The sequence below is a fragment of the Acidovorax sp. SUPP950 genome, assembly GCF_030158935.1.
Lineage (GTDB): Bacteria > Pseudomonadota > Gammaproteobacteria > Burkholderiales > Burkholderiaceae_C > Paracidovorax.
Genome location: NZ_BQXE01000008.1, coordinates 41,812 through 57,811, shown reverse-complemented (window position 1 = coordinate 57,811; position 16,000 = coordinate 41,812). Strand labels below are relative to the sequence as shown.

The window sequence follows — 16,000 nt, the reverse complement described above, 5'->3', positions numbered from 1 at the left end:
GGGGCATGCATCTCTCTGAAGAGAATACGCATTTACGGCGCCCTCCCCCGTCAGCCCAGCCCCCCCTGGCACACATACTTCGTGTGCAGGTAATCCTCCAGCCCGTGCGTCGATCCCTCGCGCCCGTAGCCCGACTCCTTCACGCCCCCGAACGGCGCCGCCTCCGCCGCCAGCGCCCCTTCGTTGATCCCCACGATCCCCGTCTCCAGGGCCTCCGCCACGCGCCAGATGCGGCGCACGTCCTGGCTGTAGAAGTACGCGGCCAGCCCGAACGGCGTGTCGTTGGCGGCGGCGATCACTTCTTCTTCATTGTCAAAGCGCGTGAGCGGCGCCACCGGGCCGAACGTCTCCTCGCAGGCGCAGGCCATGGTCGCGTCGGCGTTCTCCAGCACCGTGGGGGCGTAGTAGGTGGCGCCCAGGTCGGCCAGGCGCTTGCCGCCCGTGAGCACCTTCGCGCCCTTGGCCACGGCGTCCTGCACGTGCCGCTCGATCTTCTCCACCGCCCGGGCGTTGATCATCGGCCCGATCTGCGAGGCGGGGTCGCTGGCCGGCCCCACCTTCAAGGCCGCCACGCGGGCGGTGAGCTTTTGCGCGAATTCGGCATGCACCCTGGTGTGCACGAACACCCGGTTGGGGCACACGCAGGTCTGGCCGCCGTTTCTGAACTTGGCGGCCATGAAGCCGTCCACCGCCGCGTCCACGTCAGCATCCTCGAAGACGATGAAGGGGGCGTTGCCGCCCAGCTCCAGCGAGAGCTTCTTGAGCGTGTCGGCACTGCGGCGCGCCAGGTGCTTGCCCACGGGCGTGGAGCCGGTGAAGGTGATCTTGCGAACGCGCGAGTCATCGAGCCACACGTCCACCACCTCGGGCGTCTTCTCGCGCGAGGCGGTGACGATGTTCAACACCCCAGGCGGCACCCCGGCCTCATGGGCCAGCAGCACCAGGGCGAGCGACGTGAGGGGCGTGTCTTCGGCGGGCTTGCAGACCACCGTGCAGCCGGCGGCCAGGGCCGGGGCGATCTTGCGGGCGATCATCGCGGCGGGAAAATTCCACGGGGTGATGGCGGCCACCACGCCAACGGGTTCCTTCAGGGCGAACATGCGCCGGCCGGGCACGGGGGCGGGGATGACCTCGCCGTTCATGCGCGTGGCCTGTTCGCCGAACCATTCGATGTAGCTGGCGGCATAGGCCACCTCACCCTTGCCCTCGGCCAGGGGCTTGCCCTGCTCCAGGGAGATCAAGGCGCCCAGGTCGTCCTGGTGGGCCAGCACCAGATCGTTCCAGCGCTTGATGATGGCCGCGCGCTGCTTGGCCGGCACCTGCCGCCAGGAAGGGAAGGCGGCATGGGCGGCCTCCAGCGCGGCCCGGGCCTCGGGGGCGCCGGAGTCGGGCACTTCGGTGATCACGGCGCCGGTGGCCGGGTCGGTCACGGGCAGCAGTGCGCCGGGGCCGGGGTGCCAATGCCCTGCGATGAAGTTGGCGCTACGGATCAGGTCGGGGCGGTGGAGGGTCAGGGGCATGGCAGGGAAGGAATGGGGTTGGAATGAAATCAGGCTCCAGTGCAAATGACACTAGGGCATCGTGCTACAAATTCAATAGCAAAAGGAATGGCAGGGCCGATGGGCTAGCGCCTGGCGATGCACGCGGCGATGGCCTCGCCGACCTGCGTGGTGTTGGCCGTGCCCCCTAAGTCGGGCGTCTTCGGTCCGGTCCTGATGACCTCTTCGATCGCCGCCACGATGGCATCGTGCGCCTGCCGTCCCGCGCCCTGGCCTTGCGTCAAGAAGTCCAGCATCAGCGCGCCCGACCAGATCATGGCGATGGGGTTGGCGATGTTTTGGCCGTAGATGTCCGGCGCCGAGCCGTGCACGGGCTCGAACAGGCTGGGGAAGGTGCGCTCGGGGTTCAGGTTGGCCGAAGGCGCCAGGCCGATGGTGCCGGTGGTGGCGGGCCCCAGGTCGGAGAGGATGTCGCCGAACAGGTTGGTGGCGGCCACCACGTCGAAGCGCCCGGGCTGCAGCACGAAGCGGGCGGTGAGGATGTCGATGTGCTGCTTGTCCAGGGTGACCTCGGGGTAGGCCTTGGCGATGTCGTCAGCGCGGGCGTCCCACCAGGGCATGCTGATGGCGATGCCGTTGCTCTTGGTGGCGAGGGTCACGTGCTTTTTGGCGCGGCTTTGCGCCAGGTCGAAGGCGAACTTCAAGAGGCGGTTGGCGCCGTGGCGCGAGTAGACCGATTCCTGGATGACGATCTCGCGGTCGGTGCCCTCGTACATGATGCCGCCCAGGGACGTGTATTCGCCCTCGGTGTTCTCGCGCACGACGAAGTAGTCGATGTCGCCGGGCTTCCTGCCGGCCAGGGGACACGGCACGCCTTCGAAGAGGCGCACGGGGCGCAGGTTGATGTACTGGTCGAACTCGCGGCGGAACTTGAGCAGCGAGCCCCACAGGGATACGTGGTCGGGCACGGTGGCGGGCCAGCCGACGGCGCCGAAGAAGATGGCGTCCACGCCGGCGAGCTGGGCCTTCCAGTCGTCGGGCATCATTTTTCCGTGGGCGGCGTAGTAGTCGCAGCTGGCCCAGTCGATGGTGCGGCATTCCAGCTCGAAGCCGAAGCGCTCGGCGGCGGTCTGGATGGCCCGCAGGCCTTCGGGCATGACTTCCTTGCCGATGCCGTCGCCGGGAATCACGGCGATGCGGAAGATGGGGTGCATGGGGTGTCTCCGGTAGGGATCGCCTGTTTGTCAGGCCGCTGCGGCCAGCACGGCCGGTGCGCCGGCCCTCTCCTCCAGCCAGCCCTGGCGCAGCTCGGGCACCGAGCGCGCCAGCAGTTCGTAATACGGGTGGTGCGGCCCGCGGTCGTAGTCGGCGCGCGCCACCTGCGCGAGTTTGCGGCCGTGCTGCATGACGACGATCTCGTCGCACACCGAGCGCACGGTGTGCAGGTCGTGGCTGATGAAGAGGTACGACACGCCCAGCTCGCGCCGCAGCTCGGCCATCAGGTCGAGCACGGCGGCACCCACCACGGTGTCGAGGGCGGAGGTCACTTCATCGCACAGGATCAGGTCGGGGTCGGCCGCGAGCGCGCGGGCCAGGTTGACCCGCTGCTTCTGCCCGCCCGACAGGCCGCCGGGCAGGCGGTCCGCCACGCTGTGCGGCAGCTTGACCAGGTCGAGCAGCTCGCGGATGCGCCGCTGCAGCGCCTCGCCCTTGAGTCCTTTGTAGAACTGCAGCGGCCGGGCCAGGATGCGCTCGATGGTGTGCGAGGGGTTGAGCGCCGTGTCGGCCATCTGGAACACGATCTGGATGCGGCGCAGCTCTTCCTTGGTGCGGGCGCCCAGGGTGGTCTTGAGCTCCGAGTTGCCGAACAGCATGGTGCCGTGCCAGGGCTGAATGAGCCCGGCGATGGCGCGCGCCAGCGTGGTCTTGCCCGAGCCCGATTCGCCGATGACGCCGATGGCCTGGCCCCGGTAGAGCTTGATGTTGATGTCTTCCAGGATGAGCGAGGCGGGGCGGCCGGTGGCATCCACCGGGCCGTAGCCGGCGGACAGGTCGCGCACATCCAGCAGCAGCTCGCCTTCGCCCCGGCAGTGCTCGGCCACGCGCGGCGTGGGGCGCGCGGCGGCCAGCAGGCACCGGGTGTACTGGTGGGCCGGGGCGGCGAGGATGTGCGCGGTGGTGTCCACCTCCTGCATCTGGCCGTTGCGCAGCACGAGGATGTGGTCGGCCATTTGCGCCACCACGGCGAGGTCGTGGCTCACGTAGACGGCGGTGGCGCGGCGTTCGCGCACCACGCGGCGAAAGGCGAGCAGCACTTCGATCTGCGTGGTCACGTCCAGCGCGGTGGTGGGCTCGTCGAGGATGACGAGGTCGGGGTCGGTGATGAGCGCCATGGCGGCCATCAGCCGCTGCAGCTGCCCGCCCGAGACCTGGTGGGGATAGCGGTCGCCGATGGTGTCCGGGTCGGGTAGCGCGAGTTCGCGGAACAGCTGCACCGCCTTGGCTTCGGCCTCGGCACGCTTCAGGGTGCCGTGGATGCGGGTGGGCTCGACCACCTGGTCCATGATGGTGCGCGACGGGTTGAACGACGCGGCGGCGCTCTGCGCGATGTAGGCCACGGTGCGCCCGCGCAGCGCGCGCTGGGCGGCGGGCGCCAGGTGCAGCACGTCGACGTCGCCGATGCGCACGCTGCCGCCGGAGATGGTGCAGCCGTGCCGTGCGTAGCCCATCAGCGCGAGCGCCGTGGTGGTCTTGCCCGAGCCGGATTCGCCGATGAGCGCCAGCACCTCGCCGGGCGCGATGGTGAAGCTCAGCGCATCGACCAGCGTCTGGTCGCCCGCGGTGATGCTCAGGTCTTGGACGACAACGGATGCCCCCATGTTCAACGCCCTCCGCGTTCGCGGGCCGCACGGCCCGGCAGGTTGTCGATGACGAGATTGACCGCGATGGTCAGGCTGGCGATGGCCAGCGCCGGCGCGATGACCGAGGCGCCGGCGTCGGGCAGCGCGCCGATGTTCTCGCGCACCAGCGATCCCCAGTCGGCCGCGGGCGGCTGGATGCCCAGGCCCAGGAAGCTCAGGCCGGCGAGCAGCAGCACCACGTAGACGAAGCGCAGCCCCAGGTCGGCCAGCATGGGGCCCACGATGTTGGGCAGGATCTCGCGCAGCATGATGTAGAGCGTGCCCTCGCCCCGGGTGCGCGCCACGGTGACGTAGTCGAGCGCATTGATGTTGACGGCCAGCGACCGCGCGATGCGGTACGCGCCCGGGATGTAGATGACCGCCGCCGTGGCCACCAGCATGGCGACGGACGAGCCGAAGCCGGCCACCAGGATCAGCGCGAACATCTTGCTGGGAATGGCGGTGAGGGTGTCCAGCACGCGGCTCAGAATGGTGTCCACCTTGCCACCCATGGCGGCGGCGAACAGCGCCAGGGCCGTGCCCGTGCCGCTGGCCAGCAGGGTGGCCAGCAGGGCCACGCCCACGGTGTAGCGCGCACCGTCGATCACGCGCGCCAGCATGTCGCGGCCCAGGTAGTCGGTGCCCAGCCAGTGTTGGGCGCTGATGGGCGCGAACACGTCGGAGCCGCCGCCCGCCTGCAGCGGGCCCGGCAGCAGCATGGGACCGGCCAGGGCGGCCAGCATCCAGCACAGCAGCACCGCCAGGCCGATCAGGCCGGAGACGCCGAAGCCCGAGAGCCAGCGGCGCACCGCGTGGCGCGGCGTGGCGGGCGGGCTGGAAGGGTGGGTCAGGGAATCCATGGGGCGGCCCTTCGGTGTGGTCAGCGGTGGCGCAGGCGCGGGTTGGCGAGGATGCCGCACACGTCGGCCGCGGTCACCAGGATCAGGTAGCCCGCGCAGAAGATCATGGCGCAGGTCTGCACCAGCGGCATGTCGCGCTGGGTCACGCCATCGACCATGAGCTTGGCGATGCCGGGGTAGTTGAAGATGGTCTCGATGATGATGACGCCGCCCAGCAGGTACGACAGCGACAGCGCCACCGCGTTGGCGATCGGCCCGATGGCATTGGGCAGCGCGTGGGCCATGACCATGCGCAGGGGCGAGGCGCCCTTCAGGCGCACCATCTCGATGTAGGGCGCCTCCAGCTGGTCGATGACGGCGGCGCGGCTCATGCGCATCATCTGCGCGACGATCACGCAGCACAGGCTGAGCACGGGCATGGCGAAGGCCCGCAGCATCTGCCCCACCGATTCGATGTCGCTCACGTAGGACAGCGCGGGCAGCCATTTGAGCTTGACGGCAAACACCAGCACCGCCAGCGTGGCCACCAGGAACTCGGGCACGGACACCACGGCCACCGCCGCCGACGAGGCCAGGCGGTCGAACCACGAGCCGCGCCACACGGCCGAGGCGATGCCCAGGGTGAGCGCGATGGGCACCGAGAACAGCGCGGTCACGGCCGCCAGCAGCAGCGAATTGGGCAGGCGGCTGGCCACCAGCTCGCCCACTGGCATCTGCGTGGTGACCGACTGGCCCAGGTCGCCGCGCACGATGCCGCCCAGCCAGCGCAGGTAGCGCAGCGGGGCCGGCACGTCCAGCCCCATCTGGGCGCGCAGCGCGGCGAGGGCCTCGACCGTGGCGTCCTGGCCCAGCTGCTCCTGCGCGGCATCGCCCGGCAGCACGGCGGTGATCGAGAAAACGATCACCGAGACCGCCAGCAGGGACAGCAGCGCCAGCAGGATCCGCTGGACCAGGAGCTTGAGAATCACACGGTTCATGGCGCGGCGGCTTCCAGTGCTCGGGGCGTGCGGGGCGTCAGGCTTCGAGCCAGACGTGCTCGGCGAAAGAGTAGCCCATCAGGCCGCCCAGCGGAATCGGGGACAAGCCCTTGAGCTTGGTGGAATGTCCGTCGATGCTGGCCAGGAACAGCGGAATGCCGATGCCCGCCTCCTGGTGGATCATGGTCTGCATGTCGGCGTACATCTGGCGGCGTTTGGCCAGATCGGTCTCGGCGCGCGAGGCCAGCAGCAGCTGGTCGAACTGCGGGCTCTTCCAGCGCGATTCGTTCCAGGCCGCGTCGGACTTGAAGAACTGCGTCAGGATGGTGTCGGCGCTGGGGCGCGGGTTCACGTTGCCAAAGCCCACCGGGCTGTTGAGCCAGTGGTTGGACCAGTAGCCGTCGGCCGGCATGCGCTTGATGTCCAGGTCCAGGCCGATGCGCTGGCCCGACTGCTGCAGCAGCAGCGCGGTCTCGGTCGAGTACATGGCGGCCGGCGAGGTGACCACCGGCACCTTGCCCGTCACGCCCGACTTCTGCAGGTGGAACTTGGCCTTGTCCAGATCGAACGTGCGCTGCGGCAGGTCCTTGAAGTAGAACCGGTTGGTCGGGTCGATGGGCTGGTCGTTGGCGATGACGGCGTAGTCGAGCGCGATGCTCTTTTTCATCTGCTCGCGGTCGAACAGGTACTTCATCGCCAGGATGAAGTCGGGGTTGGCGCCCGGGCCCATGTCCTTGCGCAGGATGAGGTCGGAGTACTGGCCCGACTGCGTGGTGAAGATGGCGTAGCCGGGCGTGCCCTTGACCCGTGCCACGGCGCGCGGATTGACCGAGGCCACCAGGTCCATGCCGCCCGACAGCAGCGCGTTCACGCGGGCGCTCTCGTCGCCGATGCCCACGAACTCGATCTCGTCCAGGTAGGGCTTGCCGGGCTTCCAGTAGGCGTCGTTGCGCACCATCAGCGACCGCACGCCGGGCTTGAACTCCTTGAGCTTGTAGGGGCCGGTGCCGATGCCGGCGTTGAAGTCGGTGGTGCCTTCCTTGACGATGTGGAAGTGGAAGGTGCCCAGGATGACCGGCAGGTCGGCGTTGGGCGCGCTCAGCTCGATGGTCACCTCGTTCGGGCCCGAGGCCTTGACGGTCTCGATCTGGTCGGCCAGCACCTTGGCCTTGGAGGCCGTGGCCGGGTCCTTGTGGCGCAGGATGGAGAACACCACGTCGGCCGGCGACAGGGCCTTGCCGTCATGGAAGGTGACGCCCTTGCGCAGGGTGAACACCCAGGTCTTGGCGTCCTGCGTGGCGGACGATTCGGCCAGCGCGGGCTGCGGCGTGAGCGAGCCGTCCAGCACGAACAGGCCGTTGTAGAGCATGGTGCCGCGCGAGTAGTCGGTCTGGTTGGACTGCTTGGCCGGGTCCAGCGTGTCGGTGGCCGCGGCCGTGGCGCCGGCCACGCGGATGCGGCCGCCGCGGCGGGGCGTCTGCGCATGCGCGGTGACCGCCATGCCCGCCAGGCCGCCGGCCAGCGTGGCCTGCATGCCGCCCGCCATCAGCATGGCGAGCACGTCGCGGCGCGTGGCGCCCCGCCGCAGCGAGTCCATCACGCGAAGGCTTTCTTGGGGACCGACGAGGGTGTCGAACGGGGTGCGGCTGTCGCTCATGGTGATGCTCCTGTGACGGGTGGCAGTGGGGGGGGTGAACGGGGATCTTGGAATGGTGCGAATCAAGGGAAGGTGGCAGGCGCCCGCAGGGACGTCAGGCCAGCCGGTCCTTCAGGCGGTAGTACAGCCCCACCGCCGGCAGGAACCACGGCGGGCCGAAGTGGCCGGGCACGGCGGGCCAGCCGCGGCCGCGCCAGGGATTGGCCTCAGCATCGCCGGCCATCACGGCGGCCATGCGCTCGCCCATGTGCACCGACATCTGCGTGCCGTGGCCGCTGTAGCCCATGGAATAGAACAGGCCGTCGCGCTCGCCGGCGTGCGGCAGGCGGTCCTGCGTCATGTCCACCAGGCCGCCCCAGCAGTGGTCGATGCGCACGCGGCCCAGTTGCGGAAAGGTCTGCGCCAGGCCGGCGCGCAGGATCTCGCCGCTGGCGGCGTCCTGCTGCGGGCTGGAGATGGCAAAGCGCGCCCGGCCGCCGAACACCAGCCGGTGATCGGCCGTGAGCCGGAAGTAGTGGTGGATGTTGGCGATGGTGACGTAGGTGCGCCGCTCGGCCAGCAGGGCCTGCGCGCGCGCCGCGCCCAGCGGCTCGGTCACCACGATGAAGCTGCCGATGGGCACGATGCGCCGGCGCAGCCAGCCGAACGTGCCGTAGCCGCCGTGGCGCGAGGCGCCGGTGGCCAGCAGCACCTGGCTGGCCTGCACCGCGCCGCGCGCGGTGTGCAGCCGGTGCACCTGGCCCTGCACGCGCTCGATGCGGTCCACGCAGGTGCCGGTGTGGATCTGCGCGCCCTGGCGCTGGGCGGCCAGGGCCAGCCCCTGGGCGAACCGCCCCATGTGCATCTGCGCGCTGCGCCGGTACAACAGCCCGCCTTCGAACCGGTCGCTCTGCACCTCGGCACGCACCCGGGCGGCGTCGAGGATCTCCACGTCGGTATCCACCCCGTCGGCGATGAGCCGCTCGGCACTGCGCCGCAGCGCCTCCAGGTGGTGGGGCCGGGTGGCGAGCTTGAGCTTGCCGTGGCGCAGGAAATCGCAGTCGATGGCCTCGTCGCGCACGATGCGGGCCACGGTGTCCACCGCCGCGTCGTAGGCGTGGTACCAGGCCCGGGCCTGCGCCACGCCGACCTTGGCGGCCACCTCGGCATAGTCCACCGCCAGGCCGTTGTTGACGTGGCCGCCGTTGCGGCCCGATGCCTCGGGCGCCACGCTGGCACCCGCCTCCAGCACCGCCACGCTCGCGCCGCGCCGGGCCAGGGCCAGCGCGGCCGACAGGCCGGTGAAGCCCGCACCGACGATGGCGACATCGACCTGCCTCGGCAGGTCGTGCGGTGCCAGCGCCAGCGGCGGGACCGAATCGTTCCAGTAGGACTCGAGCTTCATGGCAAGGGGCGTGCGGGCTGTGGGAAGGAAGGAAAAACCGCTCAGAGGCCGACGACGCCCGGCAGGCCGCCGATGTCTTCGATCTGCACGTAGTGGTAGGCCGGGTTGCCCGGGCCGTGGCCGCGGTTCACGAACACCTTGTTCTTGATGCCGATGTCGTCGGCCGACATCAGGTCGTAGCGCAGGCTGGAGGACACGTGCAGCACGTCCTGCGGGCCGCAGCCCAGCGAGTCGAGCATGTATTCGAACGCCTTCAGGCGCGGCTTGTAGGCCTGGGCCTGCTGCGCGGTGTACACGCGGTGGAACGGCGCGCCGAGCATGGCGACGTTCTTCTGGATCTGGTCGTCGGAGGCGTTGGACAGGATCACCAGCGGGATCTCCTTGGCGACCTTGGCCAGGCCTGCGGGCACGTCGGCATGCGGGTCCCAGGTGGGCACGGCGTCGTAGAACTTCTGGCCGTCGGCGTCCAGGTACTGGATCTTCCACTGCTTGCACAGGCGGCGCACGGCGTTCTTGAGCACCACTTCGTAGGGCTTCCAGTCGCCCAGCACTTCGTCGAAGCGGTAGGCGCTGAAGTCGGCGATGAACTGCTCCATGCGTTCGGCCGGAATGCGGTCGGCGAAGAGTTCACGCGTCATCTCGCCCATGCGAAAGCGGGTGAGCGTGCCGTAGCAGTCGAAGGTCACGTACTTGGGACGGAAGGTCATGGTCTCGGAATCCTCGGGTTGGGTCGGTCACCGACCGGGGCGGTTCGCAGCGCCTGATTTGGCATTTGCGACAGTGTCATTACGAAGTGATTGAAGCACGCGGTTTCGCGGGTGTCATAGGGAAATGCAGGGGTGCGGCGCGCGAAAGCTGCGGTTTGCCGGGGGCCTTGCGGCATGCCGTGCGGTCTGCACCGCCGGCGTGCAACCGTGCACCGTTAGTGCGCCGCAGCAAAGTCGATGAGCACGCTTTTGAAGCGCAGGTTGGCCTCCACGGCCTGGCGGCCCAGGTCCTTGCCGATGCCCGACTGGTGGTAGCCGCCGGTGGGGATGACGAAGTCCGCGCTGCGCCCGTAGCGGTTGATCCAGACGGTGCCCGCGCTGATGCCGCGCATGGCGCGCAGCGCGCGGCCGATATCGGCGGTGTGCACGCCGGCCGCCAGGCCGTAGTGCGCGTGCGCGGCCAGGGCCAGGCCTTCTTCCTCGGTGTCGAAGGTCTGCACCGTGAGCACGGGGCCGAAGATCTCTTCCTGCACGGCGGGGCTGTCTGCCGCCACGCCTTCGAGCAGCGTGGGCTGGAAGTACGCTCCGCCCGCCGCACCGGCCGCCACGCCGCCGGCCACGTCGTCGAACAGCCCCCCGCCGCAGCGCAATTGGGCGCCCGCGTCGCGCGCGCGCTCCACGATGTCCAGGATGCGCGCGGCCTGCGGCGCCGAGATGATGGGCGGCAGCGTGGCGGTGCCGTCCCAGGTGGCGCCGGGCCGCAGCGCGGCGAACCGCGCGCCGATGCGCTCCACCAGTTCCGCCGCGATGCCGCGCTGCACGATGAGCCGCGACCCCGCCACGCACACCTGGCCCGCGTTGCCGGTGATGGCACCGGCGATGAGGCCGGCCAGCCGGTCGATATCGGGTGCGTCGTCGAAGACGAGCTGCGGGCTCTTTCCGCCCAGCTCCAGCGTGACGGGCTTGGGGCCCTGCAGCGCACAGGTGGCCATAATGGCGGCGCCCGTGCGCGTCGATCCGGTGAAGGTCATCTTGGCGATCCGGGGGTGCCGCGTGAGCGCATCGCCGGTGGTGCGGCCATCGCCCTGCACCACGTTGAAGAGCCCGGGCGGCACGCCCGCCTCCACCGCCAGCTGGGCCAGCCGCACGGCGGAAAACGGCGTCATCTCGGACGGCTTTAGCACCACCGCGTTGCCTGCGGCCAGCGCGGCGCCCACCTTCCACGACATCATCACCAGCGGGAAATTCCACGGCGTGATGGCGCCCACCACGCCGTAGGGCTCGGCCACCACCATGCCCAGGTGGTCGTGCCGCGTGGCGGCCACCTCGCCGCCGAGCTTGTCGGCGTACTCGGCGAAAAAGCGCAGCCCTTCGGCGGTGAAGGGCACGTCCCACGCAGCGGCATCGCGCACTGGGCGCGTGGAGCACACGGCCTCCAGCGGCGCCAACTGCGGGCCGTCGGCCTCGATCATGTCGGCCCAGCGGCGCAGCACGCGGGCGCGTTCCCGAGGGGCGCGCCGCGCCCAGTCCGTGGTGCGCCAAGCCTGCCACGCATCCTGCACCGCGGCGTCCACGGTGGCGGCATCGGCCAGCGGCAGGTCGGCATGCCATTGGCCATCGGAGGGGCGCAGCACGGCGATGCGGCCGGCATCGGGCACGAGGCGCCCGCCGATGAAATGGCCGGCGGGAACGGCGATGGACCGGGGATCGAAAAGCAGCATGGAACGGGGGCGCGCAAGGGGCTGCGCGCAGTTGGAAAAAGGTGCTTCGATGCTAGGCAGGAAGGTCCAGCATTTGTGCCCGTAACGCCCCGCGTCACCGCAGCGAATTGCAAAACGCACGCGCCCGGCAGACGAAGCTTGCAAGTTGCGGGCAAACCCGAATTCGGGGTGGTGCGGCCTGCCGATGTCGTCCAAGATAGACGCCCAATCCCTTCGCAACGAGGACGCCGCCCATGCTCTCCACCGCCCTGCCCGCCACCCCTGCCACCGCCGAGGACGGCGTGCTGCTGCGCCCCATGACGCCCGACGACCTGCCGCAGGCGCAGGCGCTGTCGGCCGAACTGCGCTGGCCGCACCGGCTGGCCGACTGGGAGCAGGTGTTCGCGCATTCCGAGGGCCTCGTGGCCGAGCGCGACGGGCAGACCATCGCCACCGCCCAGCGCTGGAAATGGGGCGATCGGCACGCCACCATCGGGCTGGTGCTCGTCACCCCGGCCTGCCAGGGCCGCCGCATCGGCCACCGCCTGATGACCACGCTGCTCGACGGGCTGGACGGCCACACGGTGCTGCTGCATGCCACCGCCGAGGGGCGCGGCCTGTACGAGCGCCTGGGCTTCGTGCGCACGGGCGAGGTGCGCCAGCACCAGGGCGTGGCCCGGCCCACGCCGCTGATCGCCCTGCCCCCCGGCTGGCGCCTGCGCCCCTCTGGCCTGAACGAGGCGGCCGCGCTGCACCGGCTCGACGCCCAGGCGCGCGGCATGCCGCGCGATGCGCTCATCGACGACCTGCTGGCCCGCAGCGATGCCTGCGTGGTGCTGGACCACGACGGCGAGCAGCGCGGCTTCGCGCTGCTGCGGCGCTTCGGCCGCGGGCATGCCATCGGCCCCGTGGTGGCCCCGGATGCGGAAAGCGCCAAGGCGCTGATCGCCCATCTGGCCGGCATGAACGCCGGCCACTTCACGCGCATCGACATTGATTTCGACAGCGGTCTGGCCGAGTGGCTGGAGAGCATCGGCCTGCTGCGCGTGGACGCGCCCACCACCATGGTGCGCGGCGGCACCCTGCCCACCGCATCGGACGCCCCGAACGGCGCCCCGCGGCTGTTCGCCCTGGCCACCCAGGCGCTGGGCTGAGCCCGCCCCTTCGACGATCCACCCTGCCGGGCCTTGCCGTGACCTCCACCACCTTCCTCTACAAATCCGACCCCGTGCGCGGTCGCCAGTGGGCCGGCGTGTTCCGCGACCGCGCGCCCGAGATCGACTTTCGCATCTGGCCCGACATCGGCGACCCGGCCCAGGTGCGCTTTCTCGCGGCCTGGGAGCCGCCGCAGGATCTGGCCACGCGCTTTCCGCAGCTGCAGGTGCTGTTTTCATCGGGCGCGGGCGTGGACCAGTTCGACTTTGCGGCGCTGCCGCCCGAGTTGCCCGTGGTGCGCATGGTGGAGCCGGGCATCGTGCAGGGCATGGTGGAGTACGTGACGCACGCCGTGCTGGGCCTGCACCGCGACATGCCCCAGTACCGCCGCCAGCAGCAGCAAGGCGAATGGCGCGTGCTGCCGGTGCGCCCGGCCAGCGAACGCCGGGTGGGCGTGCTGGGCCTGGGCTCGCTCGGGCAGGCGGTGCTGGCCCAGTTGCGGGGTCTGGGCTTCGACTGCGCGGGCTGGAGCCGCTCGCGCCACCAGTTCGCCGGCGTGCACTGCTACGCGGACCGGCACGAACTGCCGGCCTTCCTGGCACGCACCGACATCCTGGTGTGCCTGCTGCCGCTGACCGATGCCACGCGGGGCTTTCTGAACAAGGACCTGTTCGCGCAACTGCCGGCCGGTGCCGGGCTGGTGCACGTGGGGCGCGGGCCGCAATTGATCGACACCGACCTGCTGGCCGCGCTGGCCGTGGGGCAGATCGGCGAGGCGGTGCTCGACGTGAACGACCCCGAGCCCCTGCCGCCGTCGCACGCCTTCTGGCGGCACCCGCGCGTGCAGCTCACCCCGCACATCGCGAGCATGACCCAGCCCCTGAGCGCCGCCAACGTGGTGGTCGACAACCTGCGCCGGTTCGAGGCGGGCGAGCCCATGGTGGGGCTGGTGGACCGCTCGCGCGGCTACTGACGCATGGCGGCCGGCAGCCAGCGCCCCGGAGGCACCGCACGATCTGCTGCCACCGCGCCAACAACCGCAGCGTGCTGCGCGAAACCCCGCCAAAGCAGCACCACGCGCAGCGGCCCCTGGCCTAACCTTGGGGCCATCGACAGACGCCTCACCACCGCCACCGAACCCCTGGCCCGCGACCGGACCCCGCCATGACCCAACTCACCGACCTGCCCCAGCTCGCCTCGCTCGATGCCATCGACCGGGCGCATTTGATCCACCCCGTCTCGCCCTGGCGAGCGCACGAGCGCCGCGGCCCGACCGTGCTGTCCTCGGGCCGGGGGGCATGGCTTACCGATGCCAAGGGCAACGAGCTGCTGGACGCCTTCGCCGGCCTGTGGTGCGTGAACGTGGGCTACGGCCAGGAGAGCGTGGTGCAGGCCGCCGCCGAGCAGATGCGCCGCCTGCCCTACGCCACGGGCTACTTCCACTTCAGCAGCGAGCCGGCCATTCTTCTGGCCGAAAAGCTGGTGCAGATCACGCCGAAATCGCTGAACCACGTGTACTTCACGCTGGGCGGCTCCGAAGCGGTGGATGCCGCCGTGCGCTTCATCGTGCAGTACCACAATGCCATCGGCCAGCCGGCCAAGAAGCACTTCATCGCGCTGGAGCGCGGCTACCACGGCTCGTCGTCCACGGGCGCCGGGCTCACCGCCCTGCCCGCCTTCCACCGCGGGTTCGACCTGCCGCTGCCGACGCAGCACTACATTCCCTCGCCCAACCCCTACCGCGCCGCGGACCCGTCGGACGGCCCGGCCATCATCGCGGCCTCGGTGGCGGCGCTGCGGGCCAAGGTGGCCGAGCTGGGCGCCGACAACGTGGCGGCCTTCTTCTGCGAACCCATCCAGGGCTCGGGCGGGGTGATCGTGCCGCCCCAGGGCTGGCTCAAGGCCATGCGGGAGGCCACGCGCGAGCTGGGCATCCTGATGGTGGTGGACGAGGTCATCACCGGCTTCGGCCGCACCGGCCCGCTGTTCGCCTGCGAGGCCGAAGGCGTGTCCCCCGACATCCTCACGCTGGCCAAGGGACTGACGGCCGGCTACGTGCCCATGGGGGCGACGGTGATCTCGGACGCGCTGTACGCCGGCATCGCCGACGGTGCACCCGAGGGCGCGCCCATCGGCCACGGCGCCACCTACTCCGCCCACCCCGTGAGCGCGGCGGTGGCGCTGGAAGTGCTGCGGCTGTACGAGGAAGGCGGCATTCTCGCCAACGGCCAGCGCGGCGCCGCGCCTTTCGCGGCTGGGCTGGATGCCTTGCTGGCACATCCGCTGGTGGGCGACTCGCGCCACCGCGGCCTGCTGGGCGCGCTGGAGCTGGTGAGCGACAAGGCGACCCGGCGCGGGTTCGATCCGGCGCTGGGTCTGTCCGAGCGCATCGCGGCCACGGCGTACCGCAACGGCATCGTGTTCCGCGCCTTCGGCGACAACATCCTGGGCTTTGCGCCCGCGCTCACCTACACCGAGGACGAGTTCGCCGAAATGTTCAAGCGCCTGCGAAAGACGCTGGACGATGTGCTGGACGCGCCCGACGTGCGCGCCGCGCTCAAGGGCTGAAACCGGCGGCAACGCCCCAGCAACGCCAACACAGCGACCGCGCGCCGCCGCAGAATCGAAGCCTCCTTCACGTCCCGATGCCGCCATGATGAACGAAGCCTTCAAGATCGACCGCCTCGACCTGCGCATCCTCGCGCAGTTGCAGAAGAACGGGCGCATGACCAACGTGGACCTGGCGGACGCGGTGGGCCTGTCGCCCAGCCCCTGCCTGATCCGCGTCAAGCGCCTGGAGCAGGCGGGCTACATCGCCGGCTACGGCGCGCACCTGCGCCTGGAAAAGCTGGGCGACACGCTCACCGTGTTCACCGAGGTCACGCTCACCGACCACCGCCGCGAGGACTTCACGCGCTTCGAGGCCGCGATCCGCGAAGTGGACGAGGTGCTCGAATGCCACTTGGTGAGCGGCGGCTACGACTACCTGCTGCGCTTTCTGACGCGCGGCGTGAACCATTACCAGGAGGTGATCGAGGACCTGCTCGAACGCAACCTCGGCATCTCCAAGTACTTCAGCTACATCGTCATCAAGACGCCGTTCATCAAGACGCACTGTCCCATCGAGCGGCTTTTTCCCCACCAGCGCTGACCGCCCTCCA

At 70.2% G+C, this 16,000-nt stretch carries 13 protein-coding genes; 4 read left to right on the top strand and 9 right to left on the bottom strand.

The features are described 5' to 3' along the window. Nucleotides 1-50 precede the first annotated feature (50 nt). The 9 genes from AVME950_RS21910 to AVME950_RS21870 form a co-directional block, all read right to left on the bottom strand. Nucleotides 51-1,520 carry an NAD-dependent succinate-semialdehyde dehydrogenase gene (locus tag AVME950_RS21910; protein WP_284431446.1) on the bottom strand — a complete coding sequence of 490 codons (1,470 nt, stop codon included), beginning with the start codon at nucleotides 1,518-1,520 and terminating at the stop codon, nucleotides 51-53. A gap of 104 nt (nucleotides 1,521-1,624) precedes the next feature. After that, nucleotides 1,625-2,713: a tartrate dehydrogenase gene (locus AVME950_RS21905; RefSeq protein ID WP_284431445.1), complete on the bottom strand. Its 1,089-nt coding sequence runs from the start codon at nucleotides 2,711-2,713 to the stop codon at nucleotides 1,625-1,627. 30 nt (nucleotides 2,714-2,743) lie between these two features. Further along, nucleotides 2,744-4,378: an ABC transporter ATP-binding protein gene (locus AVME950_RS21900; RefSeq protein ID WP_284431444.1), complete on the bottom strand. Its 1,635-nt coding sequence runs from the start codon at nucleotides 4,376-4,378 to the stop codon at nucleotides 2,744-2,746. A 2-nt stretch (nucleotides 4,379-4,380) separates the two neighbouring features. After that, a complete protein-coding gene (locus tag AVME950_RS21895; protein WP_284431443.1) occupies nucleotides 4,381-5,259 on the bottom strand; it encodes an ABC transporter permease in 879 nt (292 codons plus the stop codon). A 20-nt stretch (nucleotides 5,260-5,279) separates the two neighbouring features. After that, a complete protein-coding gene (locus AVME950_RS21890) occupies nucleotides 5,280-6,236 on the bottom strand; it encodes an ABC transporter permease (RefSeq protein WP_272568392.1) in 957 nt (318 codons plus the stop codon). A gap of 37 nt (nucleotides 6,237-6,273) precedes the next feature. Beyond that, nucleotides 6,274-7,893, bottom strand: a complete 1,620-nt coding sequence (locus tag AVME950_RS21885) for an ABC transporter substrate-binding protein (protein WP_284431442.1) — start codon at nucleotides 7,891-7,893, stop codon at nucleotides 6,274-6,276. 94 nt (nucleotides 7,894-7,987) lie between these two features. Further along, the gene (locus AVME950_RS21880) at nucleotides 7,988-9,277 is read right to left on the bottom strand and encodes an NAD(P)/FAD-dependent oxidoreductase (protein WP_284431441.1); all 1,290 of its coding nucleotides are present in this window, start codon (nucleotides 9,275-9,277) and stop codon (nucleotides 7,988-7,990) included. A 41-nt stretch (nucleotides 9,278-9,318) separates the two neighbouring features. Then, nucleotides 9,319-9,984, bottom strand: coding sequence for a haloacid dehalogenase type II (locus AVME950_RS21875; protein WP_272568388.1), 666 nt, complete (start codon nucleotides 9,982-9,984; stop codon nucleotides 9,319-9,321). Nucleotides 9,985-10,199: 215 nt separating this feature from the next. Further along, nucleotides 10,200-11,705: an aldehyde dehydrogenase family protein gene (locus AVME950_RS21870; protein WP_284431440.1), complete on the bottom strand. Its 1,506-nt coding sequence runs from the start codon at nucleotides 11,703-11,705 to the stop codon at nucleotides 10,200-10,202. Nucleotides 11,706-11,938: 233 nt separating this feature from the next. Here AVME950_RS21870 and AVME950_RS21865 point away from each other — a divergent pair, with 233 nt between their 5' ends. The 4 genes from AVME950_RS21865 (at nucleotide 11,939) to AVME950_RS21850 (ending at nucleotide 15,990) form a co-directional block, all read left to right on the top strand. Then, nucleotides 11,939-12,838 carry a GNAT family N-acetyltransferase gene (locus tag AVME950_RS21865; protein ID WP_284431439.1) on the top strand — a complete coding sequence of 300 codons (900 nt, stop codon included), beginning with the start codon at nucleotides 11,939-11,941 and terminating at the stop codon, nucleotides 12,836-12,838. 38 nt (nucleotides 12,839-12,876) lie between these two features. Beyond that, nucleotides 12,877-13,812, top strand: coding sequence for a 2-hydroxyacid dehydrogenase (locus AVME950_RS21860; protein ID WP_284431438.1), 936 nt, complete (start codon nucleotides 12,877-12,879; stop codon nucleotides 13,810-13,812). A 191-nt stretch (nucleotides 13,813-14,003) separates the two neighbouring features. Beyond that, nucleotides 14,004-15,407: an aspartate aminotransferase family protein gene (locus tag AVME950_RS21855; protein ID WP_284431437.1), complete on the top strand. Its 1,404-nt coding sequence runs from the start codon at nucleotides 14,004-14,006 to the stop codon at nucleotides 15,405-15,407. A gap of 88 nt (nucleotides 15,408-15,495) precedes the next feature. Next, a complete protein-coding gene (locus AVME950_RS21850) occupies nucleotides 15,496-15,990 on the top strand; it encodes an Lrp/AsnC family transcriptional regulator (protein WP_272553201.1) in 495 nt (164 codons plus the stop codon). Nucleotides 15,991-16,000: the final 10 nt, after the last annotated feature.

Coding starts and splice junctions, on each gene's coding strand:
- AVME950_RS21910 (WP_284431446.1), bottom strand. CDS start 1,520: ATGCCCCTGACCCTCCACCGCCCCGACCTGATCCGTAGCGCCAACTTC.
- AVME950_RS21905 (WP_284431445.1), bottom strand. CDS start 2,713: ATGCACCCCATCTTCCGCATCGCCGTGATTCCCGGCGACGGCATCGGC.
- AVME950_RS21900 (WP_284431444.1), bottom strand. CDS start 4,378: ATGGGGGCATCCGTTGTCGTCCAAGACCTGAGCATCACCGCGGGCGAC.
- AVME950_RS21895 (WP_284431443.1), bottom strand. CDS start 5,259: ATGGATTCCCTGACCCACCCTTCCAGCCCGCCCGCCACGCCGCGCCAC.
- AVME950_RS21890 (WP_272568392.1), bottom strand. CDS start 6,236: ATGAACCGTGTGATTCTCAAGCTCCTGGTCCAGCGGATCCTGCTGGCG.
- AVME950_RS21885 (WP_284431442.1), bottom strand. CDS start 7,893: ATGAGCGACAGCCGCACCCCGTTCGACACCCTCGTCGGTCCCCAAGAA.
- AVME950_RS21880 (WP_284431441.1), bottom strand. CDS start 9,277: ATGAAGCTCGAGTCCTACTGGAACGATTCGGTCCCGCCGCTGGCGCTG.
- AVME950_RS21875 (WP_272568388.1), bottom strand. CDS start 9,984: ATGACCTTCCGTCCCAAGTACGTGACCTTCGACTGCTACGGCACGCTC.
- AVME950_RS21870 (WP_284431440.1), bottom strand. CDS start 11,705: ATGCTGCTTTTCGATCCCCGGTCCATCGCCGTTCCCGCCGGCCATTTC.
- AVME950_RS21865 (WP_284431439.1), top strand. CDS start 11,939: ATGCTCTCCACCGCCCTGCCCGCCACCCCTGCCACCGCCGAGGACGGC.
- AVME950_RS21855 (WP_284431437.1), top strand. CDS start 14,004: ATGACCCAACTCACCGACCTGCCCCAGCTCGCCTCGCTCGATGCCATC.
- AVME950_RS21850 (WP_272553201.1), top strand. CDS start 15,496: ATGAACGAAGCCTTCAAGATCGACCGCCTCGACCTGCGCATCCTCGCG.